Raw genomic sequence first — 22,765 nt, forward strand, 5'->3', positions numbered from 1 at the left:
GCCCGGAACGCGGTGTCGGCAGCATCCTACGGCTACCCCCGCCGGCCGCAGTTGATCACCGGCATAGTGGGGTCATGGCGACCGCACGGTGGAACGGCGAGGTCATCGCCGAGAGCGACGAAACCCGGATCGTGGAGGGGAACCACTACTTCCCCCTGGAGTCCGTCCGCGAGCAGTACCTCAGGCCGTCGGACATGACGACGGTCTGCCCGTGGAAGGGCACGGCGAACTACTACACCCTGCACGTGGACGGCCGGGACAACCCCGACGCCGCGTGGTACTACGCCGAGCCGAAGGCGGCCGCGGCCGAGATCAAGGGCCACGTCGCCTTCTGGCGCGGCGTCGAGGTGTCCGACTAGGAAGTCCGAGGTGTCCGACCAGAAGGTGTCCGACCAGAAGGTGTCCGACTAGAACAGGGCGGCCGCGAGCTCCCGGTGCGCGGCCCGGAGGTCAGCGGCGCCGACCACCTGCAACGCCACGTGGTCGGCGCCCGCCTCGTGGTGCTCGCGCACCCGCCGCACGACACGGTCGAGTGAACCCCAGGCCACCAGGGCGTCGACCAGCCGATCGCTGCCGCCACCCGCGAGGTCGTCCTCGGTGAACCCGTGCCGCAGCCAGTTCCGGGTGTAGTTGGGCAGCCCGAGGTAGAGCGACAGCCCCTCCCGGGCCAGCTCGCGGGCCCGCGTCGGGTCCTCCTCCAGCACCACGTGCTGCTCGGGGGCCAGGAGCACCCCGCGCCCCACGACCTCGCGCGCGCCGGCCGTGTACTCGGGCGTCACCAGGTAGGGGTGGGCGACGCTCGTCCGCGCCGCCGCCAGCGCGAGCACCCGCGGCCCGAGGGCGGCCAGCGCCAGCCGGTCCCGGGGCACGTCCAGCTCGTCCAGGTAGTGCAGCAGCTTCCGGTACGGGCTGTGGTACGCCTCGCCCACCACCTCCCGGTGACCGGCCCCGATGCCGACCAGGAACCGGTCGGTCCAGGCCAGCGCCCGGTAGCCCTCGTTCACCTCGGCGGCGGGCGTGGTCCACACGTTCAGGATCCCGGTCGCCACCGCGATCCGCCCGGTGGCGCCCAGCAGCTCGCCCGCGGTCCCGATCGCGGTCCCGTCGGGCGACCCGCCCAGCCACAGGGCCCCGTACCCGAGTTCTTCCAGCTCGGCGGCGTCCTCGCCCCGGCCGACCCACTGGTCCGCCCGGCCCCACACGCCCCAAAGCCCCAACTCAACAGCCATCTCGCCTCCCGTCGGAGCAACCACCGGACCGCTCGATTTAGTCCTGCCTGCTCCGATCGGCGCCGACCGCGTCCCGGAGTTACGTTCGCCGCATGACGAAACTGGGAACCAGCGACCTGGACGTGGCGCCCCTGTGCCTGGGCGGCAACGTCTTCGGCTGGACCGCCGACGAGGAGACCTCGTTCGCGGTGCTGGACGGCTTCACCGAGGCCGGCGGCGACTTCATCGACACGGCCGACGCCTACTCGGCGTGGGCGGAGGGCCACACCGGCGGCGAGTCCGAGGCGGTCATCGGCCGGTGGCTGGCCCGGCGCGGCAACCGGGACGACGTGGTCGTGGCCACCAAGGTGGGGATGCTCGACGGCCTGGACAACCTGCGGGCGGACACGATCGAGCGCGCCGCCGAGGACTCGCTGCGCCGCCTGGGCGTGGACCACATCGACCTGTACTACGCCCACCGGGACGACCCGGGCACCGACCAGGCGGAGACCCTGGCCGCGTTCGACGCGCTGGTCCGCAAGGGCAAGGTCCGGTACGTCGCCGCGTCCAACTACACCGCCGAGCGCCTCACCTCGGCCCTGGCGACGGCCGAGCGCGAGAACCTCGCCCCGTTCGTCGCGCTCCAGCAGCCCTACAACCTCGTGGACCGCTCCTACGAGGGCGAACTCCGCGAGGCGGTCCAGGCCCACGGGCTGGCCACCGCCCCGTACTGGGGCCTGGCCAAGGGCTTCCTGACCGGCAAGTACCGCGAGGGCGTGGAGGTCGACAGCGTCCGCGCGAGGGCCGCCTCCCAGTACCTCGACGAGCGCGGGCTGCGGCTCCTCGGGGCCCTCGACGAGATCTCCGAGGCGCACGGCACCACCCAGGCGGCGGTGGCCCTGGCCTGGCTCGCCGCGCAGCCGACCGTGGCCGCGCCCATCGCCAGCGCGAGGACGGAGGAGCAGCTCAAGGCCCTGCTCCCGGCCCTGGCGCTGCGCCTGGGCGCCGAGGAGGTCGAGACCCTGAGTTCAATTTAACCGACCAGTAGCTTACTGGCGGTAAGTTGCGTTACGGTGACCTCCCCAGCCCTGAGGAGGTCACCGTGGACGTTGCGGGCAAGGTTGTCCTGATCACCGGCGCGGCCAGGGGCATCGGCGCCGAAACGGCCCGCAGGCTCGCGCGGGAGGGCGCCCGGCTGGCCCTCGTCGGCCTGGAGGGCGAGCAGCTGCGGCAGGTGGCCGCCGAGTGCGGCGGCCGGGCGTGGGAAGCGGACGTCACCGATCGGGCGGCCCTCGAACGCGCCGTCGGCGAGGTCGTGGACCACTACGGCGGCATCGACGTCCTGGTGGCCAACGCGGGCGTCGCCGCCACCGGCTTCATCCGCTCCATGGACCCGGCGGCGTTCGAACGCGTCATCGAGGTCAACCTGCTGGGCGTGTGGCGCACGGTCCGCACCTGCCTGCCGCACCTGATCGCGAGCCGCGGCTACTGCCTGGTCGTGTCGTCGCTGGCCGCGATCGTGCACATCCCCGGCAACGCCGCCTACTCGGCTGCCAAGGCGGGCTGCGAGGCGTTCGCCGACAGCCTGCGCGCGGAGGTCCGCCACCTGGGCGTGGACGTCGGCACCGCCTACTTCTCGTGGATCTCCACGGACATGGTGAACAGCGCCGACGAGCACCCGGTGTTCGGTCCGCTGCGCGCCGGCATGCCCGGCCTGGCGAGCAAGAAGTACCCGGTCTCCGCCGTGGGCAAGGCCGTGGTCAGGGGCATCACCCGCCGCGCCAGGGCCGTCCACGTGCCCTCCTGGGTGGGTGCCCTCAAGCTGGTCCGCGCGCTCGCACCCCGGATCGTGGAGCGGCAGGCGCGCGGACTCGTGCCCGCCGCCGACCGGGAGATGGCCGCGAACGACCTGTCCGGCCTGGTGGGACCGGGTGGGACCGCGGCGGGGAAGCCCTAGAGCCAGGCGCCCGTGACGGTCTGCCACTCGTGCACGCGCGTCCCGGCCACCACGCCGGCGCGCGTGTACGGGTCGGCGGCCAGCACCTCGCGCAGCGCGGCCTCGTCCGCCACCTCGTAGACCAGCAGCGCCCCGGACTGGTCCACCCAGGGCCCCGACGCGAGCAGCACGCCCCGCTCCGCGAGTTCCGCCAGGTACTCGCGGTGCGCCGGCCGGACCGCCAGCCGACCCTCCTGGTCCTCGCCGAACACCCACTCGACCGCGAACCGAGCCACGCGACCCACCTCCGTATGTCCAACGCCGCGCCGAAGCTACCCCTCCACCGGGTAACGTCATCCCCGTGGTCGGTCCGGATCAGAACAGCGGCGGCGTCGCACGCGTGCAGGACACCCTGACGAACCTGCGCATCCAGGACAGCAAGGCCCCGGCCCCCAGCGGCCCGCTGACCCTGGAGGACCTCTACCGGCAGCACCGCATGCGCCTGGTGCGCCTGGCCCTCCTGCTGGTCGACGAGCCGGCCACGGCCGAGGACGTGGTCCAGGAGGCGTTCACCGGCCTGCACCGCCACTGGGCCAACCTGCGCGACGCCCAGGCCGCCGTCGGCTACCTGCGCACCGCCGTGGTCAACGGCTCCCGCAGCGTCCTGCGCCGCCGCAAGACCGCCCGCGACTACACCCCGCCGCACGTGGCCAACGCCCGGTCGGCGGAGAGCCTCGCCATGCTCACCGCCGAGCACCAGGCCGTGGTCGCGGCCCTGTCCCAGCTGCCGCCGCGCCAGCGCGAGGTGCTGGTCCTGCGCTACTACGGCGACCTCTCCGAGGCCGAGATCGCCGAGGCCACCGGCATCTCCAAGGGCACCGTGAAGAGCACCGCCAGCCGGGCCCTGGACGCCCTGCAGAAGATCATGGCCAACCGCTGACGACGCGCTGAACGCTGAACTCGCGGGGCCTGAACGTACGACTCGCGCGGTCTGAACGTACGACTCGCGCGGCCTGGACGTACGACTCGCGGGGTTCGAGTGTGGAACTCACCTGTCCCGAGTGTTCGACACGGTGGGCCCGGGTGTTCGACTCGCGGGGTCCAACCGTCTTGTCGACGTGCCCAAACCAACCCAATCCGGCACTTGGTATAGACCAATGGCGGTCACATGCCGCAGTATCGGTCCTCGTGGCGCGCACCAGACACGTAATCGCGGTGGACGTAGGCGGGACCGAAACCAAAGCCGCCCTGATCAGCGGCGCCGGCGACGCCGGGCCCGGCCGACCGCCCACCACCCTCGCGCAGCGCCGCCGACCGACCCGTCCCACCGGGGACGCCGTGGTCGAGGACGTCGCCGCCCTGGTCGCCGACCTGCGCGCGGCCTGCCCGCACCCGGTGGACGCGGTCGGCCTCGTCGTCCCGGGCATCGTCGACGAGCCGACCGGCACCGGCGTCTACTCCGCGAACCTGGGCTGGCGCGACTACCCGTTCACCAAGAACCTCGAGGCCGCCACCGGCGCCCGGGTCGCCTTCGGCCACGACGTCCGCGCGGGCGGCCTGGCCGAGCTGCGCCTGGGCAACGCCCGGGACCTGCGCAACGCGGTGATCATGCCGATCGGCACCGGCATCGCCGCCGCCCTGGTCGTCGACCACCGCGTCATCGACGCCCCGGGCGAGATCGGCCACGTCGACGTGGGCCACCCCGACCCGTGCGGCTGCGGCCAAACAGGTTGCGTCGAGGCGCGAGCCGGCAGCGCGGCCATCGCCCGCCGCTACGGCGAACGCGCGAACACGCGGGTCAGCGGCGCGGCGGAGGTCGCGGCGCGCCTCCGGGCGGGCGACCCGGACGCGGCGATCACCTGGCACGAGGCGGTGGACGCCCTGGCTAAGGGCATCCTGCTGGTGGCGGCCCTGCTGGGCCCGGAAGCGGTGGTGCTGGGCGGCGGCCTGGCGCTGGCGGGACCGCTGCTGACCGATCCGCTCACCCGAAGACTGGATGAGCTGGTCACGTTCCAGCGGCGCCCGGAACTGCGGCTGGCCGCGTTGGGCGACGAGGCCGGGTGCCTCGGCGCCGCGCTGCTGGCCATCAACATGCTGGAGGAGACATGAGCACGTGGGGTGGACCCGTGGACGTGACCCTGACCGGTGGTCGGGTCGTCACGCCCGAGGGGGTGCTCGACCGGGGCTGGGTCGCGGTGCGCGACGGCCTGATCGCGGCCGTCGGCGAGGGGGCGCCGCCGGACGGCCCGACGACCGAGCTGGGCGGCGGCTGGGTGGTCCCGGGCTTCGTGGACATCCACTGCCACGGTGGCGGGGGTGAGGCGTTCACCAGCGCCGACCCGGACCGGGTGGTCAAAGCGGCCAACGCGCACCGCAAGCACGGCACGACCACGCTCCTGGCGAGCCTGGTCTCCCGCCCGATCCCGGAGCTGGCCGACCAGGTCCGGGCGCTCTCCGACCTGGTCCGCGACGGCCTCCTGGCGGGCATCCACCTGGAGGGGCCCTTCCTCTCCGCCGCCCGCTGCGGCGCCCACGACCCCGCCATCCTGTGCCCGCCGGACCGCCGGTCGATCGACCGGCTGCTCGGGGCGGGCGACGGCGCGGTCAAGATGATCACCATCGCGCCGGAGCTCGACCACGGCGTGGACGCGGTCCGCCACCTCGTCGACAACGATGTCCTGGCCGCCATCGGCCACACGGACGCCACCGAGGCGCAGATCCGCCCGGCGGTCGAGGCGGGCGCGAGCGTCGCCACGCACCTGTTCAACGGCATGAGGCCGCTGCACCACCGCGAACCGGGCCCGATCGGCGCGCTGCTCGACGACGAGCGCGTCACCGTCGAGCTGATCTGCGACCTGGTGCACCTGCACCCGACCGCCGTCCGGCTGGCCGCGCGGCACGCCGGCCGGGGCCGGACCGTGCTGGTCACCGACGCCATCGCGGCCGCCGGCGTGGGCGACGGCGTCTACGACGTGGGCGGCCTGGAGGTCCGCGTGGTGGACGGCGTGCCCACGCTCGCGGGCGGCGCGGCCCTGGCGGGCAGCACGCTCACCATGGACGTGGCCTTCCGCAACGCCGTCACCTCGTGCGGCCTGACCGTCGACGAGGCGGTGCACGCCACCTCGACCCGACCGGCGCGGCTGCTCGGGCTGGAGGACCGCACCGGCCGGCTGGCCGCGGGCCTCAGCGCCGACATCGTCGTCCTGGACGCCGACCTCAAGCCGCGCGAGGTGATGAGCCGGGGCGCGTGGGTGAAAGACTGACCCCGTGCCCGACGACCCCGAGAAGCTGGTGGCCGAAGCCCTGCGCGCCCAGGTCACCAGCTCCGGCGCGCACAAGCTCCTCGCCGTGGCGGCCGAGCCGCGGGGGCAGGAGCGGGAGCAGGGACGGGAGCGGGAGCAGGGGCCGGGATCGGGAGAGCCGGCGGGTGACCGGTTGGCGGCGGACCTGTCGGCGGCGAACCGGTTGACGGCGGACCTGTCGGCGGATCGGTCCTCGGCCGGTCGGTCCTCGGCCGACGGGTCACCGGTCGGCGCCCCGTCCGGCGGTCGGCGCGGTGCCCGGGCCCGGTCCTGGGCCCGGAACCGTCCGCCGGGCCCCACCGGTCCCGCCGGCACGGCCTGGCTGCTGGTCCTCGCCGTCCTGCTGGGCCTGGCCGCCGGCACGGTCGTGGCCGTGATGACGCTGTGGTGAGCACCGCTCAGGTGTGGGTGAGCGGCCCTCCCCGGTGGGACCTGTACCGTGAGGGCCGTGACGGTCGCGCCCACCTCCACGATTGCCCTCGGCCCGGACTGGCTTGACCCGCAGGTCCTGCTCTCAGGACTCGGGCCCTACATGCTGGTCGGCCTCTGCTTCATCATCTTCGCCGAGTGCGGCCTCCTGGTCGGCTTCTTCCTGCCCGGCGACTCCCTCCTGTTCACCGCGGGCATGTTCGTGGCCACCGGTCTGCTGGACTACCCGCTGTGGTTGGTGTGCGTGCTGCTCACGGCGTGCGCGATGCTCGGCAACGTGGTCGGCTACTACATCGGCTACCGCGCGGGCCCCGCCCTGTTCAGCAAGCCCGAGTCGAAGATCTTCAAGAAGGAGTACGTCGACAAGACGGAGGAGTTCTTCGAGAAGTACGGCGCGCGCGCGATCGTCCTGGCCCGGTTCGTGCCCATCGTGCGCACGTTCATCACCGCCATGGCGGGCGTGGGCCGCATGGACCAGCGCAAGTACTTCACGTACTCCTTCATCGGCGGCATCGCCTGGGCCGCGGGCCTCACGGTCCTCGGCTACTTCCTCGGCCAGATCCCGTTCGTGCGGGAGAACATCGAGATGATGCTGATCCTGATCGTCCTGCTCTCGGTCGTGCCGATCATCATCGAGGTGATCAAGGCCCGCCGCGAGAAGAAGTCCCTGCTGGCGCAGGAGGCGCAGGACATCACCCAGGTCATCGAGCGGGTGGACGACCTGGTCGACGACCTGGTGGACGACAACGCCGTCACCCAGCGGATGAAGCGCCTGGACTGAGGGTCCGCGGGCGGCTCCGTCAGCCCAGCTCGAACATGGACCCGGGGTTGAACAGGTTCCCCGGGTCCAGCGCCCGCTTGATCTCCCGGTGCACCCGCAGGCCCACCGGCCCGATCTCGCGCGCCAGCCACTCCCGCTTGACCTTCCCGATGCCGTGCTCGCCGGTCACCGTCCCGCCGAGCGCCAGCCCCAGGCCCAGGATCTCGTCGAACGCCCGCCGCGCCCGCGCGAACTCGTCCGCCGAGGACGGGTCGTAGACGATCGTGGGGTGCATGTTGCCGTCGCCGGCGTGCCCGACCACGGCGATCCGCAGCCCCGCCTCGCCGCTGATCCGCTCGCACCCGGCAATCAGGTCGGCGATCCTGGTCCGCGGCACGCACACGTCGTCGGTCAGCCACGCCCCGTAGACCTCCAGCGCGGGCAGCACGGCCCGGCGCGCGGCCAGCAGGTCGCGCCCCTCCGACAGGTCCTCGGTCGCGTAGACCAGGTCGGCCCCGGCCGCCGCGCACGCCTGCTCGACGGCCGCCAGCTCCTGCCGGGCCGCCTCCCCGCCCGAGTCCGACTGGCACAGCAGCAGCGCGCCGCCCGCGCCCAGGTCGGTGCGCAGGAACCGCTCCACGGCCTCGACGGAGGTGCGGTCCATGATCTCCATCAGCGACGGCACCACGCCCTCGGCCACCACCCGGCTGACCGCCGCGCCGGCCGCCGCCGGGCCGTCGAACGCGGCCACCAGCGTGGCCGGGGCCTGCGGCAGCGGCCGCAGCGCCAGGGTCGCCCGGGTGATGACCCCCAACGTGCCCTCGCTGCCGACGAACAGCCTGGTCAGGTCGTACCCGGCGACGCCCTTGACGGTCCGGCGCCCGGTGCGCAGCAGCTCGCCGTCGGCGAGCACCACCTCCAGGCCCAGCACGGAGTCGGTGGTCACGCCGTACTTCACGCAGCACAGCCCGCCCGCGTTGGTGGCCAGGTTGCCGCCGATGGTGCACCAGTCGTAGCTGGAGGGGTCCGGTGGGTAGAACAGCCCGTGCTTCTCCACCGCGCCGCGCAGGTCCAGGTTGACCACCCCGGGCTCGACCACGGCCAGCCGGTTGTCCGGGTCCACCTCCAGGATGGCGTTCATCTTCGTCATGGCCAGCACCACGCAGCCCTCGACCGCGTTCGCCGCCCCCGACAGCCCGCTGCCGGCCCCGCGCGGCACGATCGGGGTGCCGGACCGCCCGCACGCCCGGACCACGTCCCGGACCTGCTCCGCGGAGGTCGGCAGCACGACGGCCAGCGGCGTCCCGAACGGGGCGAGCGGCATCATGTCCCGCTGGTAGGCCGCGGTGACGTCGACATCGGTCAGCACGCCGTCGACGCCGACGGCGGCGCGGAGCTCGGCCAGCAACGACCCCATCCGCCCACGCTAACCCGCTTCACCCGCCGACTCCAGTGCGTGCCCGGTCGACCACTCCCCGGCCCCGGGTCCCGGGTCCCCACCCCGATCCCGCGCCGGCCCCGCCGCCCCGCCCCAGCCCGCGCCGGGCCCGGTCCCGCGCCGCCCCGCGCCGGTCCCCGATCCCGTCCCCGCACCCACCCCGTCCCACCCGGCGCGGACTTTTCGGCGAGCCGTTCTCCCGGAGTCCTCCGGACCTCGCCGCGCTCCCACGTAGGCTGCACACGTGGTGTTGTCCGCATCGTCCGAAACGATCGCACTCGGCTCGCTTGATTCCGCAGGTCCCACGGCCGTGTGGCTCATCACGCTGAGCTTCATCTTCTTCGAGTGCGCGTTCATCTTCGGCCTGTTCCTGCCCGGCGACTCGCTGCTGTTCGCCGCCGGCGTGGTGCTCGCCTCGCACGACAGCGAGCTGTCCGCCTGGCTGCTGTCCGTGGTCGCGCTGGTGGTGGCCGTCGTCGGCAACCAGATCGGCTACTACATCGGCCGGCACACCGGCACGAGGTTGCTGGCCCGGCGCGGCGGCAAGGTGCTCAACAAGGAGAACCTGGCCAAGGCCCGCGACTTCCTCGACCGCCGCGGCTTCTGGGCGATCGTGCTGGCCCGCTGGATACCGTGGGTCCGCACGCTGGCCCCGATGATCGCGGGCGCGGCGCGCATGGACCCGAAGCGGTTCATGCTGGCCACCACGATCGGCGCGATCGCCTGGGTGCCGACCCTGGTGCTGGCCGGCTACTACGGCGCGGGCCTGCTGGCCTCCGTGCCGTGGCTGGAGACGGTCGCGGTCGTGGCGAGCGTCGCGTTCTTCGTCTTCGGCACGGCCTTCGGCCTGCACCGCTACCGGCAGGAGATGAAGAAGCCGGTGGAGGACGAGGAGATCGTGGCCCGCTAGACCACCTCGGTGATCAGCAGGTCCGCGGACGACTTCGACGCGTTCACCATGAGCGCGTTGACGTGGTCGGTGCCGTGCAGCACGCGTTCCCGCGCGTCCTCGACCGACCGCCCGTAGCGGACGTGCCGGTCGATCAGCCGCGCCACGCGCAGGTCCTCGTCGATCATCAGGAACCACGCCTCGTCGAGCACGACCCGCACGCGCTTCCACTTGTCGTACTGCATCAGCAGGTAGTTGCCCTCGGTGACGACCAGCGGCACGGCCGGGTCGACCCGCACCGCGCACGCCACCGGCTCCTCGATCTCGCGGCGGAACTCCGGCGCGTAGACGACGTCCGGCCCGCACGCCTTGAGCCTGGCGAGCAGGTCGGCGTAACCGGGGATGTCGAACGTGTCCGGCGCGCCCTTGCGGTCGGCGATGCCCAGGCGCTCCAACTCGCGCTGGGCGAGGTGGAACCCGTCCATCTCGACCAGCACGGCGTCCGCGCCGAGCGCGTCCACCAGCCGCCGCGCCAGCGTCGACTTGCCCGAGCCCGGCGCCCCGCCGATGCCGAGCAGCCTGCGCTCGCCGGTGTCCACCAGCGCTCGGGCCCGGTCGACCAGCTCGTCGAACCTCACCGACTGTCCCGCCACCGTCCCAGCTCCTCCACCCAGTCCCACGCGGTGTTGCGCACGCGCACCGCGGCGACCTCGTTGGCCCAGCGGACGGCGTCGGCCGGTTCCTCGCCCCGGGCGACCGCCACCGCCAGCGCGCCGTGCCACACGTCGCCCGCGCCGTTGGTGTCGCGCACCTCGACAACAGGTACAGGGTGCGAGCCGGTGGCACCACCGCGCGACCAGGTGACGGGGCGCGGGCCGTGCGTCCGGATCACCAGCGGCACACCCCGGTCGTGCACCTCGCGCTCCGCCATCCCGAAGCCCTCCGAGCACGCCGCGACGTCCACCAGCGGCAGCAGGTCGTCGAGCACAGGCTTCCAGCTCCCCGCGTCGAGCACCACGGGCACGCCGCGCCGCTTCGCCAGGCGGGCCGCCGCCAGCGCCAGCGGACCCAGGTGACCGTCCACCAGCACCACGTCCGCCCCGGCCACCTCCGCCTCCACCAGCCCGTCGGCGACCTCCACCGCGAACCCCTCCGCGTTGCGCGAGACCACGGTCCGCTCGCCGTCGCGCTCCCGGACCGCGACCATGCTCAGCGCCGGGCCGCCCGCCCCGACCGAGCGCACCTCCACCGGCCGCAGCCGCTCCCGGGCGAACGCGCCCAGCTCGCCGCCCAGGGCGGTCAGCAGCACCGCCCGGTGCCCCAGCGCGGCCACCGCGCGGGCCGCGTTCGCCGCCGGACCGCCCGGTGCCAGGTGGACCCCCAGTGACTGCACCTTCTCACCGGGCAGGGGGAATTCGGCCACCGACTGGCTGACGTCCACGGTGGTCAGGCCGACACAGAGCACGGAAACCACGTTCCGACCTCCTACCAGGTACTGTTCGGCACGCAATCGCTTGCGCAGCTCAGACGGGGACGGCTCCATGGTCACCATGCGGGAGGTCGCCGGTCTCGCCGGCGTCTCCATCACCACGGTCTCACACGTGATCAACGAGACCAGGCCGGTCGCGCCGGACACCAGGGACCGGGTGCTGAAGGCGATCGAGGAGACCGGGTACACCGGCGACGCCATCGCCCGGTCGCTGGTCACCGGCGGCACGAAGTCCCTGGGGCTCGCGGTGTCGCTCGTGTCGCACCCGTACTTCGCCGAGCTGATCGCGGCGATCGAGAGCGAGGCGACCCGCGCCGGGCACACCCTGGTGCTGATCAACACCCGGGGCGACGCGGAGAGCGAGCAGGCCGCCGTCCGGATGCTGCGGTCCCGGCGGGTGGACGGGGTGCTGCTCACGCCCACGTCCGGCTCGGCGGCGCTGCCCGAGCTGCGCCGGCTCGGCGTGCCGACGGTGCTGGTGGACCGGCTCACCGTGGCGCAGGACACCGACCAGGTCGGCCCGGAGAACGTGCAGGCCACGTCCACCCTGGTGCGGCACCTGGCGGACCTGGGGCACCGGCGGATCGGCCTGGTGTCCGGCACCCCGGGGCTGGCCACCACCGACGAGCGCGTGCTCGGCTACCGCCTGGGCCTCGGCCGGGCCGGGCTGGCGTGGGACGAGGCGCTGGTGCGGACGTCCCTGGAGCCGCTGCTCGGGCAGGTGAGCGGGGTGGTGGTGAGCGACCACCACGTGCTGGTGGACGTGCTGCGCACCGCCCGCGCGAACGGCGTGCGGGTCGGCTCGGACCTGGCCCTGGTGACCTACGACGAGGTCGAGTGGTCCGAACTGGTCGACCCGCCGCTGACCACGATGGCGCAGCCGGTGGAGGAGATCGGCCGGACCGCGGTGCGGCTGCTGCTGGCGCGCATCGAGGACCCGGACCGGACGCCCCAGACGATCCGGCTGCCGCCGACGCTGCGGCACCGCGGGTCGTGCGGGTGCCACGGCTGAGGGCCGAGGGCCGAGGGCTGGGGCTGAGGACTGGGGCTGAGGACTGGGGCTGGGGCTGAGGGCCCGACGAGACCCACCGCTCGCCTGACCTCGGGCCCGCCGGACCCGGTCACCGGGCCCTGACCCCCGCGACCTGGCCACCGGACCCACACCTCGGGCCCCGCCACCGGACCCCCGCCACCGGACCCCGGCCACCGGACCCCGACCTCCCGGACCCGGCTCACCGCCGCCCCGGCGCCATCCCGTTGCGCTCCAACAACGCGGCGGCCTCCACCGCCATCCACCCGCCCAACTGCACGGACAGGTCCCGCTCCGGCCGCGCCCACCCCCGCCCTCGCTCCCGCTCTTGCCCCCACCCCCACCGGTGCCCCGGCGCCGCGTCCCCCTCGGGCGGGCACGCGGGCTCGCTCCACTCCGGACCGAACAGCGGCCCGCCGACCACCGCGGCCCGGTTCGCCCACACCGCCTCGGCCGAGGAGAACACCAGGTCGGCCGCCCGCGCCGCCTGCGGCCGGTCCAGCCGCAGCGCCGCCTGCGCGAGGTACCGGGCGAGGATGCCGCCGAACAGCCCGCCGTCACCGCCGCCGTGCCCGCGCAGCACGCCGTCGACCGCCAGGTGCTCGGCCACGGCGTCGACGATCCGCGCGGCCTTGTCGCCGTACGCGCCGCCGAGCTCCACGCACGCGCCGAGCACCACGCCCTGGCAGTAGGTGTAGAAGTTCTTCTCCACCTCCCGCACCGACCCGTCGGGGTGGACGTGCAGCCCGTCCCACAGCAGCCCGGTCTCCCCGTCGCGCAGGCACCCGTCCACCCAGTCCACGGTGGACCGGGCCCGCCCGAGGTCGGCCGGTGTGCCCAGGCGGGCGAAGAAGATCGCCGCCGGGCCGTTGGCGGGCACGTTCTTGAAGTCGTCGTGCCGCTTCCACCAGATGCCGCCGCCGCCGTGGTCGGTCCAGGCGTCGCGGAGGTGCCGGGCGATCGTCGCGACGACACCGGGTCTGGCCACCCCGACCTCGTGCTGGGCGCGCAGCAGCGCCAGGCCCAGCCACGCGATGTCGTCGTAGTAGTCGTTGGTCCACCCGACCAGGTTGCGCACGCGGATGCCGCGCACGAGCCGCCGCACCAGCGCCACGCGGGCCTCGCGCGGCGACCGGAGCTGGGCGTCGAGCACGCAGTCCAGCAGGTGCGCCTGCCACCAGTAGTTGAACCGGACGTGCAGGCGGTCGCCCGGACCGGCGGGCCACGAGACCGCGCCGAGCGCGGTGCCCGGCAGCCCCCAGACGCGGCGCAGGTGCCGGGACTCGACGGCACGCTCCGCGACACCGGCGCGCGCGGCGAGGGGCTTCGGTGTGGTCACGTGCCCAGGGTGCCTACTGAACCGGTCGAGAAGCTCGCCGGAACAGGTCCCAGTGGTAGAGGGCCATGGCCACGCTCGTGGTGAGGTTGTAGCTCGACACCCGTGGCCGCATCGGCAGGGACACCACCAGGTCGGCCCGCGCCCGCACCGCGTCGGACAGCCCGTGGCGCTCGGACCCGAAGGCCAGCACGGCGTCGTCCGGGATGCGCCGGTCCCGCAGGTCCACTCCGCCGGCGTCGAAGGCCACGACGCGCCCGACGACCTCGTCCACGCCGCCCAGCCGCCGCACCGGCAGCGCGAAGTGCAGGCCGGCGCTGCCGCGCAGCACGTTCGGGTGCCACGGGTCGACGTCGCCCAGCGACGCCACGCCCCCGGCGCCCAGCCCCGCGGCGACCCGGATCACCGCGCCCAGGTTGCCCAGGTTGCGCGGGTTGTCCAGCAGCACCAGCGGCGCGGGCGGCACGTGGTCCACCGGCTCCGCCGGGCGTTCGGCGATCCCCGCGACCCCCGTGGGGTGCGTCCGCCCGACCCGCCGCACGAACTCGTCCGCGCCGACGACCTCGGCCCGCCGCTCGAACTCGCCCACCAGGTCGGGCGCGTGGGACCGCGCGAGCCCCAGCGCCCCGTCCCGGTCCAGCACCACCACGGACCGCACCCGCGCGCCGAACCGCAGCGCGTGCTTGACCGCGTGGAAACCCTCCAGGACGACCTGCCCGACCACCACACCCCCGACCACGACACCCCCGGCTCCGACACCCCCGAACGGACCCGGGCCATGGTAGTGACGGGTCGGGTCAGCGGCAGACCTCGGCGCCGCGCGACGTGCGCTGCTCGGCGCGCCGCCGGAGGTAGAAGCCGACCCAGGAGCCCAGCACGACCAGCGCCACCAGCACCTGCACCAGGCGCGCCGCGGAGTCCGGGTAGAGCACGCCGTCGATGTAGGTGTCGATGAAGCCCACGGCGAGGGGCTCCTGCCCGGCGGCGGCGCGGAAGGTGTTCTCCAGCCAGGTCAGCGGGCAGGGGATGGGGAACAGCACGACGAGGAGCCCCCACGTGGCCATGGCCGCGTGGAAGTAGAGGACCCCGGGCCGGCGCCAGGCCAGGAAACCGCCCACCACCAGGAAACCCAGGACCCCGAAGTGCACCACCATGACCAACTCGGCTAACGCGTGCGCGACCATAGGGACCTCCCTGCACCCAGGGTAAGCCCGTTGACGATCACGTGTCGGGGAATTGTCGGTTATCGATCGTCGTCGGTCAGCCCCGGGGCAGCGCCTGCCACGGCACGTTGCCCGCCACGTCCAGCAGCAGGTCGGCCAGCACCGACAGCGGCGCGCCCACCAGCGGCCCCGGCACGGCGGCGGCCAGGGTGTGCTCGTCGAAGGCGATCGCCACGCCGTTGGCCCGCGGGTCGTGCAGCAGCGCCTGCGCTAGGCCGGAGCCGAGCAGGGCGGAGGCGAACGCCGGGTTCTTGCGGCGCACCTCGTAGCGGGCGTCGAACACCGGGTCGCCGGTGGCCGTGAACTGCTCGAACAGGCTCCACGCGGTGTCGCTGCGCGGGCTGATCAGCACCCAGGGGCCCGGCATCGGCCGCGGCACCACCACGACCGAGTAGGCGCGGTACCCGGCGGTCACCGCGTTGTCGGTGCGCAGCACCACCTCGACCGCCAGCACGGGCGCCCCGCGCCAGTGCCCGACGAGCTGGAACTTCACCCGGCTGCGGTCGGACTCCAGCATCCGCCCGATCTGCGGCACGCGCTCCTGGAAGCCCTGGTCCTCGGCGACGAACCGCCACCCCAGGGACGCCTCCAGCGCGCGCATCCGCTGTTCCCAGTCGGTCACGAACCCCTGGTCCGTGAACGGGTTCCGCTTCCGGCGCGACAACCCCACGGCGACCCCGACACCGAGGATCGCCACGACCACCAGGAGCAGGACCAGGGAGACCACGTCAGTCCAGACCCAGGTCCGCGAGGTCGAGCAGGTAGCGGTAGGGCAGACCGGCGGCCTCGACGGCCTCGCGCGCGCCCGTGCCGCGGTCCACGACGGTCGCCACGCCGACCACGGTGGCGTCGTGCGCGCGCAGCACCTCCACGGCGGTCAGCACGCTGCCGCCGGTGGTGGAGGTGTCCTCGACCGCGAGCACGCGCCGCCCGGCGACGTCGAAGCCCTCGACCTGGCGCTGCATCCCGTGCTGCTTACCGGCCTTGCGCACCACGAACGCGTCGAGCACCTCGCCCGAGGCCGCGGCGGAGTGCATCATCGCGCAGGCCACGGGATCGGCGCCGAGCGTGAGCCCGCCCGCCGCGGCGAAGTCCCAGTCCGCGGTGAGCTGCCGCAGCAGCCTGCCGATCAGCGGCGCGGCCGCGTGGTGCAGCGTCGCCCGGCGCAGGTCGACGTAGTAGTCGGCCTCGGCGCCCGAGGACAGCGTGACCTTGCCGTGCACGACGGCCAACTCGCCCACCAACCGCGCCAGCTCGGCCTTGGCGTCGGGGTCCAGCACCACATCGGTTCGCACGGGTGCCAAGACTGTCATACACCGTCGCGCCCCGACACACCACGACCCGCCGTAGGCTGCGCACCGTGATCCTCCCCGGCGTCGACACCCTGGTCATCGAGCAGCCCTGGGGCGTGGGCCGCCACCTGTTCGGCTCCCGGTACGAGGTCCGGGTCCACGCGGAGGGCGGCGAGCCGCTGGCCACGGTGACCGACCGGGGGCTGCTGGGTCCGCTGCGCAGGCTGCTGCGCCTGACCGGCTTCTCCGGCCGGACGGGGTTCGCCCTGGCGCTGGCCCACCGCGGGCAGCCGCTGCTGCTGATCGACAAGGGCCGCTGGCGGCCGCCGACCCGGGTCGCGGGCCCGGACGGCGCCCCGCTCGGCGCGGTGCGCCTGGAGGGCCGCGGCGCGTACGCCCTGCTGGACCCGGCGGGGCAGCGGGTGGCGCTGTTCCACGAGGTCGCGAGCTTCGGCGCGGGCGCGATCGCCGAGCGCGACGGGAAGCGGGTGCGCCGGGACGTGCTCCGCCTGCGCCCCGGCACACCGGAACCCCTGCGCTCACTGGCCATCGCCACCGCCGTGGCCTACGACGTGGTCCGGGGCGCGGGCACGAACCACACGGGCAGCGGCGGCTTCGACTTCCCGACCCCGGCCTGAGCCGGGGCCGGGCCGGGGCCGGGCCGGGCCGCGCGGCGCCCCTACTCCAAGCCTTCGGCCTCCAGGTACTCCTTGATCAGCTGCTCGGACAGCCGCCCTCGTTGACTGATCGGTCGTCCTTGCCGCACCGCCCAGGCCCGCACAGCAGCCGCGTCGACCGACTTCCGGCCATGGTCCGAGCCGCGTGTTTCGCTCTGGACCGGCGCAGGAACCTCGATCGACGGCTCATCAGCCCGAGTCGGCTTCGCACCGCCGTCGATCAGATCAGCGAGCGTCCTGAGCCTCGCGGCGACCAAGCTGGGCGGCGCCGTAGCCACATGGTCACTGCGATGAGGAGCGACACCCGCGATGAAGGGTGAGGAGAGGAAGGCCAGGGCTTCCTCGATCTCCGCCTTTTCCATCGGCAGGTCCAACAGTCCCTTGCTCTCCCGCCAGATGTCTCGCACGCCCAGCGCGCCGGCGCTGTAGTCGATCTCGACGGGGTCGTTCCCGCTCTTCCACATGATGTCGAGGACGTGCGCCACCACGCTCTGCCGACGTCGTGCCATGCGCCAAGTGGAATCCAGGGCGTTGCGGTCCCTGTCCACGAGAAGCGTCGCCAGTTCGTACGGGAACAGCGGCGTCTCCGCTTGTCTCGCCAACATGCCCGCCAACTGGTGCGCCGTCAACATCACCACGTTCTTGTTGTTGGCCCACTGGCGCAACCGCGTGCTGAAATCGGGCCCGATCAACACCGTCACGGCGGCGTCATGCCGTATGCGGTGCTCCTCCAACGCCTCGAACTTGACGTCCTGTTCGGTGACCGTCCCGCCACCGTCGGTCTTCGCCTCGACGGCCACGCGCACACGCCGGGTCGGGGACTGCCACACATCGACGATCACATCCGTCTTGCTGGGACCGCCCCCGCTCTCCACGCCCAGGCCCAGTTCCGCGAAGGCGTCCGCGATCGCCCTCTCGAAGCGCCGGTAATTCGCGCTGTCCACCGAGGCTTCCACGAGTTCGGCGCCCAAAGCCCGGAACCGCTCCCGCCGGCCCGTCGATTCCTGCTCGGGGAGTTGTCCCGGGCGGTCGTCTTCCTCAGGTCCCATGAGCCTCAGCGACGAGCACAGCGCATGACCCAGGGGTGTCTGCCTGACGACCAAGCCGACGCGTTCGATCATCCCCGCTTCCGCCAGGAAAGCGATCCGACGCGCGATCTCGTCTTTCGACAAGCCGATCCTCGGGTACCGGTCGGCGAGCGAACGCGTCACCTCGCCGGCGGTGGCTCCACCACCCAGGGCGTCCAGCACCTCCCCCATAAGCGCGACGTTGAGATGCAGGAAACGGATGAAGTCGACATCCTCTTCGGAACTCAACACGTCCAGGGCGAGTGGTGTGGCGGCGAAGGAGTCGGGTCCCACCTGCTCCAGCAGCCCCAGCGCGCGGAAGGTGAGCAGCGTCTGTTCCGCCGACGACTCCGCTACGACGCAGTGATCAACACACAGCTTGACGAAGTCCTTCCGGGCGATGCGGGGTGACGCCGCATCGACCAGAACGCGGATCGTGGACAGGTTCGTGCCGCCGGCGATGTACCCGAACACGCGATTCCGAACGCGCAATGCGTCCTGCCCGAGCGCTTCCAGGCGCGCGGCCAGCAGTTCAGGCGGATCCGGCAGGTCGACTTCCAGGTCGGAGGAAGCGGGGTTGACCATCAGTTCGCCGGGAGTCACCACGGTCACCCCACGCAGGAACGCACGGCCCAGGTCGTTGGGCACGGCCTTCCCGTTGGACCAGTAGTCGACCAGTCCTGTCGCCCGAAGCCAGTACACACGACGGCGTACCTGGTCCAAGGAGTTCCACCGCAACCCGTACCGCTTGGCGACCTCGTTCAACTCGGTGTGCGTGAGTCCGTCACCCAGGTCTGCCAGGGCCTCACCGATGAACCTGATGTTGGCGTGGATCGTCGCCATGAGCACCGCTCCATCCCGCGATCGCAGGACGTTCCGCCCGGCTTCGGTGAGCCTGCCCCCGGGGTGCGCGCCATCTCTGACGATCAGACCGGAGGAGCCCAACGCCCGCAAGGCGTCGCGAATCGAAGCGACCTCCCCACCAAAAGGCCAGGAGAACGGTTGGTCGAGAGGACCACCGGCCTCGACCTCCTTCAACAGCGCGAAGAGGTTGTCGAGCATCTCAGTTGGGCTGCCGGGAATCCAGGGAGCCGCGCTCGCCCTGACGGCCCACGCCTTGACCTCGGGAAACTGCTCCACGGGAGCGGGACCGATCACGAGTGCTCCTAGCGCGGACCCATCCGCGACAATCGACTGCAGGTAACCGGGTATTCGACGTGACATGCCACGGCGTTACTTCTTGTGCAGTCATTATGACGGCGTGACGATGGCCGTACCGAACACCGAGCAGGGTCCTCTGACCAGGAACCCCCGCATTCGATCCTTCCACGCACCACCGACGGAACCGCCGCGCCGACCGCCCCCGTGGACAACCCAGCCACACCGCAGCCGGCCGGCAGGTCCGGCCGGCTGCCGGACCCCGGCTCCGAACCGCCGATCCCGACCTACCAGGCGTCCTCGGTGAACCGGCTCGGCCCGTCCTCGTCGTCGCCGACCACGCGCGGACGTCCCGCCTCCACCACGTCCTCCGGGTCTTCGCCCTCCCGGATCGCCGCGTAGGCGCGCCGGAGGTCCGGCACCCCGGTCCGCAGCGCCCGCTGCACGCCCTCGTCGTCCGCGGCCCGCCCCGAGGCGACGTCCCGCCAGGACAGCTCGCCCGCGTCGACCCGCCGCGCCAGGTCCTTCAGCTCGCGCGGCGCGCCGGGCGAGTTCGCGAAGCGCGAGATCGCCGCCAGGTCGGCGGCGCCGAGCCCGGGGGACCGCATCCGCACCCGGCTCGCCGCCCGCGCGGTCTCCTCCACGGTGGCCAGCCGCGCGTCCACGTCGGCGACCAGCGCGTCCAACCGCGCCCTGTCGTACGGGAAGGTCACTGCCCACCCCCGCCGGAGCCGGCGCCCACCGGGGCGGGCGTGGTCGGCGGCGGGGTCTGGTAGCGGCCGTGGGCCGAGTGGCCGGCCTTGCCGAGCCCGTAGCCGCCCATCGCGATGCCGATGCCGCCGGACTTCGCGGCCGCCGCGCCGTTGTCGTACTTCTCCCTGCCGTCCTGGTAGGCGTCCAGCACGTCGAGGAGGTCGTCGACGTCGCGCACGTCCTTCAGCTTGGTCAGCGCGGTGCCCATGGCGACGATGCCGTCGACCATGCCCTGGACGCCCTCGATGAGCGTCTGGATGGAGATGATGATCTTGCGGATGGCGTCGGCGATCTGGACGGCGTCGTAGACCATCCACACCGCGCGCCCCCAGCCGACGACCGGGATCCACGCGGTCATCGCGGCTTCCATGAGCTTGCCGACGAGCATGTCCAGCAGCGTCAAAGCGAGCCCGCACGCCGTGCGGCAGGTGGAGGCGGTCGACCGGAACTGGTTGCCGATGATCCGCGCGACCTGCGAGTCGGCCTCGATCGCGACGACCCACATGGTGCTCATGCGCAGCTCGAACGCCTGCGCCGCGTCGCCGTCCCAGTGCGGCGAGAGCTGACCGACGCCCGCGTCCACGTTGTGCCGCACGGAGTCCAGCGCCTTGGCGACCCGGTCCCAGGCGTTGGCGTTCTCGTCGATCTTCTCGAAGTCGCCGAGCAGCGGGTTGATCAGCGACTCGACCAGGTTCTCCCCGGTGACCTTCTCGTAGATCCAGTTGACGCCCTGGATCTTCCAGCCGGCCTTCTCGATCAGCTCCCGGGTGGACTGCCGTCCGGGGCGGTCCTCGGCCGCGGCGCCCAGCGCGACCGCCGGGTCCTCGACGTCGGCGTACGCGGTCACCGCCCACCCCCGACGGTGGGCGCCTCGGCGACGTCGGCCAGCTGCGCCAGCACCCGGTCGACGCGGCTCAGCACCAGCTCCTCGCCCCGCTGGTAGGTGTCGGCGGCCCCGGTCAGGCCCTCGGCCTCCCGGACCATCATCCGGTGGGCGAAGTCCAGGGTCTCGCCGTACAGGCCCGCGACACCGGTGACGACCGGCTGGAGCAGCGAGAGCAGGCCGGTGAACCCGGAGGTGTCACCGCCCTTGACGACCGCGTGCTCCCTGATCACCTGGAAGTGCTGCGCGTTGCGGGTCAGCAACTCGGCGTAGCCGCGCAACCCCGGCGGCTCCACCTCGAACTCCTCGCCCATCGACCGTCCCCTCCTCGAGCCAACTGGTGGACTCGGACGGGCGGGACGGGCGTCGGGTTCCCGCGGACCTACGTGCGTCCCCGGCCACCCGCGACGCGCGAGGCGATCCGCCGGACCAGGGCCCGCGGCGCGAGCCTCGCGAACAGCGTGATGGTCTTGTACTGGGTGCCCGGGATGGACAGCTGCTTGCCGGCCCGCAGGTCGGCCAGGGCGTCGTGCACCACGTGGTCCGCGTCCAGGTACAGCAGGGCGGGCGTCTTCGACATGTCGATGCCGGCGCGCTGGTGGAACTCGGTGCGCACGAAACCCGGGCACAGCGCCATCACCTGCACGCCCGTGCCCGCGGTGGCCATGGACATGCCCTCGGAGAACGAGATCACCCACGCCTTGTCGGCGCTGTAGGTGGTGCCGCGGCCGGGCAGGAAACCGGCGACGCTGGCCACGTTCACCACCGCGCCGCGACCGCGCGCGATCATGCCCGGCAGCGCCGCGCGGGTCAGGCGCAGCACGCTGGTCACGTTCACGTCCAACTGGGACTCCAGCGCCGCCGGGTCGGCGGTGACGAACTCGCTCGCCAGCGCGAAGCCCGCATTGTTGACCAGCAGGTCCACCTCGCGCGCGGCCAGGAAGTCCGCGACGGCCGCCCGACCCCCCGCGGTGGACAGGTCGGCGGGCAGCACCTCGGCGGTGATGCCGTGCGCGTTGCGCAGCTTGGCGGCCAGCTCCTCCAGCCGGTCCACCGCGCGGGCGACCAGCACCAGGTCGTGGCCCTCCGCGGCGAGCCTGCGGGCGAACGCGGCCCCGATGCCCGAGGACGCGCCGGTGACGAGGGCGATCGGCGGGGTCACGGCTTGCGCCCGAACTGCGGGCGGTGGACCTCGGCGCCGACGTCGGCTTCGTCGTCCGCGTCGAACGGGTCGACCACGTCGGCCAGCTCGCCCAGGTCGCGCAGCAGCCGCTCCAGGCGGGCCGGGGTGGAACCGGGCGGCGCGGCGGCCAGCACCCAGTCGTCCTCCAGCCACACGACGGTGACGTCCGCGCCGATCTCCTCGGCGGCGTCCACCAGGTCGGGGGTGATGAGCTTGCGCGCGGCGGGCAGCTCGCTGACGAACGCGTACCGCGAGCCGACCGGTCCGAGCAGGTCGGGCATCTGGTCGCGCTGGAACGGCACGCTGGGCAGCCACAGCTCCACGACCACCGGCAGCGCGCGCCGGCAGCGCACGCCCACCAGCACCGAGTTCACCTTGCCGCTCGTCTCGTGGTCGAGCACGTAGACCTGCCGGCGGCCGTCCGCGGTGAACGTCGAGCCCGCCACCACGTCCTTGGCCACGCCCGCGCCGTAGTAGGCGATCGCGCCACTCTCCCAGCGGGTGGGCAGCACGTGGTCGGTCTCCTCGAACTGCCAGCCGCGCAGCGCCGCCCAGCGGCGGCGCTCGCGGTTACGCGCGGTTCGTTGCGCCCGGTCGGTGGCGAGCAGGGCGAACCCCGCGACGCCCGCGACGGCGGCGACGGTGAACCAGACCCACGCCGGGATACCCACGGTGCGAGAGTAGCGGGCGCGGGGGAACAATCGAAGATCAC

The 22,765-nt window shown here is 73.1% G+C and carries 27 protein-coding genes; 11 read left to right on the plus strand and 16 right to left on the minus strand.

Annotated features, from left to right (window positions below):
- The first annotated feature begins 74 nt into the window (after nt 1–74).
- Nucleotides 75–359 carry a DUF427 domain-containing protein gene (locus Q5530_RS03040; RefSeq protein ID WP_415360565.1) on the plus strand — a complete coding sequence of 95 codons (285 nt, stop codon included), beginning with the start codon at nt 75–77 and terminating at the stop codon, nt 357–359.
- A 48-nt stretch (nt 360–407) separates the two neighbouring features.
- On the opposite strand, the gene Q5530_RS03045 is transcribed toward Q5530_RS03040, so the two are convergent.
- Nucleotides 408–1,229, minus strand: a complete 822-nt coding sequence (locus tag Q5530_RS03045) for an LLM class F420-dependent oxidoreductase (protein WP_415360566.1) — start codon at nt 1,227–1,229, stop codon at nt 408–410.
- A 92-nt stretch (nt 1,230–1,321) separates the two neighbouring features.
- Here Q5530_RS03045 and Q5530_RS03050 point away from each other — a divergent pair, with 92 nt between their 5' ends.
- Together Q5530_RS03050 and Q5530_RS03055 are read left to right on the plus strand one after the other, a co-directional pair.
- Nucleotides 1,322–2,245, plus strand: coding sequence for an aldo/keto reductase (locus Q5530_RS03050; RefSeq protein WP_415360568.1), 924 nt, complete (start codon nt 1,322–1,324; stop codon nt 2,243–2,245).
- A 65-nt stretch (nt 2,246–2,310) separates the two neighbouring features.
- Complete coding sequence (locus tag Q5530_RS03055) at nt 2,311–3,165, plus strand: SDR family oxidoreductase (RefSeq protein ID WP_415360570.1); 855 nt, start codon at nt 2,311–2,313, stop codon at nt 3,163–3,165.
- Here the strand turns inward: Q5530_RS03055 and Q5530_RS03060 are convergent.
- Nucleotides 3,162–3,440 carry a YciI family protein gene (locus Q5530_RS03060; RefSeq protein ID WP_415360572.1) on the minus strand — a complete coding sequence of 93 codons (279 nt, stop codon included), beginning with the start codon at nt 3,438–3,440 and terminating at the stop codon, nt 3,162–3,164. The genes Q5530_RS03055 and Q5530_RS03060 overlap by 4 nt on opposite strands.
- Before the next feature lie 65 nt (nt 3,441–3,505).
- On the opposite strand from Q5530_RS03060, the gene Q5530_RS03065 reads away from it, so the two are divergent.
- The 5 genes from Q5530_RS03065 to Q5530_RS03085 all read left to right on the plus strand — a co-directional run bounded on the left by Q5530_RS03065 (nt 3,506) and on the right by Q5530_RS03085 (nt 7,656).
- Nucleotides 3,506–4,084 carry a SigE family RNA polymerase sigma factor gene (locus tag Q5530_RS03065; protein WP_380637637.1) on the plus strand — a complete coding sequence of 193 codons (579 nt, stop codon included), beginning with the start codon at nt 3,506–3,508 and terminating at the stop codon, nt 4,082–4,084.
- Nucleotides 4,085–4,359: 275 nt separating this feature from the next.
- The gene (locus Q5530_RS03070) at nt 4,360–5,253 is read left to right on the plus strand and encodes an ROK family protein (protein ID WP_415360574.1); all 894 of its coding nucleotides are present in this window, start codon (nt 4,360–4,362) and stop codon (nt 5,251–5,253) included.
- Complete coding sequence (gene nagA, locus Q5530_RS03075) at nt 5,250–6,407, plus strand: N-acetylglucosamine-6-phosphate deacetylase (protein ID WP_415360576.1); 1,158 nt, start codon at nt 5,250–5,252, stop codon at nt 6,405–6,407. Before Q5530_RS03070 ends, nagA begins: the two co-directional genes overlap by 4 nt.
- Nucleotides 6,408–6,411: 4 nt before the next feature.
- A complete protein-coding gene (locus tag Q5530_RS03080) occupies nt 6,412–6,837 on the plus strand; it encodes a hypothetical protein (RefSeq protein ID WP_415360577.1) in 426 nt (141 codons plus the stop codon).
- A 48-nt stretch (nt 6,838–6,885) separates the two neighbouring features.
- Complete coding sequence (locus Q5530_RS03085) at nt 6,886–7,656, plus strand: DedA family protein (RefSeq protein WP_415360578.1); 771 nt, start codon at nt 6,886–6,888, stop codon at nt 7,654–7,656.
- Nucleotides 7,657–7,675: 19 nt separating this feature from the next.
- Here Q5530_RS03085 and Q5530_RS03090 read toward each other — a convergent pair whose 3' ends face one another.
- A complete protein-coding gene (locus tag Q5530_RS03090) occupies nt 7,676–9,052 on the minus strand; it encodes an FAD-binding oxidoreductase (RefSeq protein ID WP_415360580.1) in 1,377 nt (458 codons plus the stop codon).
- A gap of 265 nt (nt 9,053–9,317) precedes the next feature.
- Here Q5530_RS03090 and Q5530_RS03095 point away from each other — a divergent pair, with 265 nt between their 5' ends.
- On the plus strand, nt 9,318–9,983 hold the full coding sequence (locus Q5530_RS03095; protein WP_380637643.1) for a DedA family protein: 666 nt from the start codon (nt 9,318–9,320) through the stop codon (nt 9,981–9,983).
- On the opposite strand, the gene Q5530_RS03100 is transcribed toward Q5530_RS03095, so the two are convergent.
- Nucleotides 9,980–10,615: a nucleoside/nucleotide kinase family protein gene (locus tag Q5530_RS03100; protein WP_415360581.1), complete on the minus strand. Its 636-nt coding sequence runs from the start codon at nt 10,613–10,615 to the stop codon at nt 9,980–9,982. The two genes, Q5530_RS03095 and Q5530_RS03100, sit on opposite strands and share 4 nt — an antisense overlap.
- Nucleotides 10,597–11,427 (minus strand): PfkB family carbohydrate kinase, encoded by an 831-nt coding sequence (locus tag Q5530_RS03105; protein WP_415360582.1) that lies wholly within the window; start codon nt 11,425–11,427, stop codon nt 10,597–10,599. Before Q5530_RS03105 ends, Q5530_RS03100 begins: the two co-directional genes overlap by 19 nt.
- A gap of 76 nt (nt 11,428–11,503) precedes the next feature.
- Between Q5530_RS03105 and Q5530_RS03110 the strand changes: the two genes are divergently transcribed.
- Nucleotides 11,504–12,463, plus strand: a complete 960-nt coding sequence (locus Q5530_RS03110; protein ID WP_415360583.1) for a LacI family DNA-binding transcriptional regulator — start codon at nt 11,504–11,506, stop codon at nt 12,461–12,463.
- A gap of 220 nt (nt 12,464–12,683) precedes the next feature.
- On the opposite strand, the gene Q5530_RS03115 is transcribed toward Q5530_RS03110, so the two are convergent.
- From Q5530_RS03115 to pyrE, 5 genes are all read right to left on the minus strand, one after another.
- Nucleotides 12,684–13,820 (minus strand): glycoside hydrolase family 76 protein, encoded by a 1,137-nt coding sequence (locus Q5530_RS03115; protein WP_415360584.1) that lies wholly within the window; start codon nt 13,818–13,820, stop codon nt 12,684–12,686.
- 13 nt (nt 13,821–13,833) lie between these two features.
- A complete protein-coding gene (locus tag Q5530_RS03120) occupies nt 13,834–14,556 on the minus strand; it encodes a TrmH family RNA methyltransferase (protein ID WP_415360585.1) in 723 nt (240 codons plus the stop codon).
- A 58-nt stretch (nt 14,557–14,614) separates the two neighbouring features.
- Complete coding sequence (locus tag Q5530_RS03125; protein ID WP_380637649.1) at nt 14,615–15,001, minus strand: DUF2784 domain-containing protein; 387 nt, start codon at nt 14,999–15,001, stop codon at nt 14,615–14,617.
- Nucleotides 15,002–15,077: 76 nt separating this feature from the next.
- A complete protein-coding gene (locus Q5530_RS03130; RefSeq protein WP_380637650.1) occupies nt 15,078–15,767 on the minus strand; it encodes a hypothetical protein in 690 nt (229 codons plus the stop codon).
- 1 nt (nt 15,768) lies between these two features.
- Nucleotides 15,769–16,323: an orotate phosphoribosyltransferase gene (pyrE, locus tag Q5530_RS03135; protein WP_380637688.1), complete on the minus strand. Its 555-nt coding sequence runs from the start codon at nt 16,321–16,323 to the stop codon at nt 15,769–15,771.
- Between the two features lie 77 nt (nt 16,324–16,400).
- On the opposite strand from pyrE, the gene Q5530_RS03140 reads away from it, so the two are divergent.
- Complete coding sequence (locus Q5530_RS03140) at nt 16,401–16,970, plus strand: hypothetical protein (RefSeq protein ID WP_415360586.1); 570 nt, start codon at nt 16,401–16,403, stop codon at nt 16,968–16,970.
- A gap of 41 nt (nt 16,971–17,011) precedes the next feature.
- Here Q5530_RS03140 and Q5530_RS03145 read toward each other — a convergent pair whose 3' ends face one another.
- The 6 genes from Q5530_RS03145 to Q5530_RS03170 form a co-directional block, all read right to left on the minus strand.
- On the minus strand, nt 17,012–19,234 hold the full coding sequence (locus Q5530_RS03145) for a restriction endonuclease (protein ID WP_415360587.1): 2,223 nt from the start codon (nt 19,232–19,234) through the stop codon (nt 17,012–17,014).
- Nucleotides 19,235–19,521: 287 nt separating this feature from the next.
- Nucleotides 19,522–19,947, minus strand: coding sequence for a hypothetical protein (locus Q5530_RS03150; RefSeq protein WP_415360588.1), 426 nt, complete (start codon nt 19,945–19,947; stop codon nt 19,522–19,524).
- Entirely contained in the window at nt 19,944–20,834 is an 891-nt protein-coding gene (locus tag Q5530_RS03155; RefSeq protein WP_415360589.1) for a WXG100 family type VII secretion target, read from the minus strand. Before Q5530_RS03155 ends, Q5530_RS03150 begins: the two co-directional genes overlap by 4 nt.
- Complete coding sequence (locus Q5530_RS03160) at nt 20,831–21,184, minus strand: hypothetical protein (protein ID WP_415360591.1); 354 nt, start codon at nt 21,182–21,184, stop codon at nt 20,831–20,833. The genes Q5530_RS03155 and Q5530_RS03160 overlap by 4 nt, the downstream gene beginning before the upstream one ends.
- Before the next feature lie 68 nt (nt 21,185–21,252).
- Complete coding sequence (locus Q5530_RS03165) at nt 21,253–22,032, minus strand: SDR family NAD(P)-dependent oxidoreductase (RefSeq protein ID WP_380637655.1); 780 nt, start codon at nt 22,030–22,032, stop codon at nt 21,253–21,255.
- Nucleotides 22,029–22,724, minus strand: a complete 696-nt coding sequence (locus Q5530_RS03170) for a hypothetical protein (protein WP_380637656.1) — start codon at nt 22,722–22,724, stop codon at nt 22,029–22,031. Before Q5530_RS03170 ends, Q5530_RS03165 begins: the two co-directional genes overlap by 4 nt.
- Nucleotides 22,725–22,765 lie beyond the last annotated feature (41 nt).

The sequence above is a fragment of the Saccharothrix sp. BKS2 genome (assembly GCF_047689505.1).
In the GTDB taxonomy this organism is placed as follows: domain Bacteria; phylum Actinomycetota; class Actinomycetes; order Mycobacteriales; family Pseudonocardiaceae; genus Actinosynnema; species Actinosynnema lopnurensis.

Bases quoted from the DNA above. Each gene is read 5' to 3' on its own strand.
- Q5530_RS03040 (WP_415360565.1), top strand. From the start codon at position 75: ATGGCGACCGCACGGTGGAACGGCGAGGTCATCGCCGAGAGCGACGAA.
- Q5530_RS03045 (WP_415360566.1), bottom strand. From the start codon at position 1,229: ATGGCTGTTGAGTTGGGGCTTTGGGGCGTGTGGGGCCGGGCGGACCAG.
- Q5530_RS03050 (WP_415360568.1), top strand. From the start codon at position 1,322: ATGACGAAACTGGGAACCAGCGACCTGGACGTGGCGCCCCTGTGCCTG.
- nagA (WP_415360576.1), top strand. From the start codon at position 5,250: ATGAGCACGTGGGGTGGACCCGTGGACGTGACCCTGACCGGTGGTCGG.
- Q5530_RS03090 (WP_415360580.1), bottom strand. From the start codon at position 9,052: ATGGGGTCGTTGCTGGCCGAGCTCCGCGCCGCCGTCGGCGTCGACGGC.
- Q5530_RS03110 (WP_415360583.1), top strand. From the start codon at position 11,504: ATGGTCACCATGCGGGAGGTCGCCGGTCTCGCCGGCGTCTCCATCACC.
- Q5530_RS03125 (WP_380637649.1), bottom strand. From the start codon at position 15,001: ATGGTCGCGCACGCGTTAGCCGAGTTGGTCATGGTGGTGCACTTCGGG.
- Q5530_RS03160 (WP_415360591.1), bottom strand. From the start codon at position 21,184: ATGGGCGAGGAGTTCGAGGTGGAGCCGCCGGGGTTGCGCGGCTACGCC.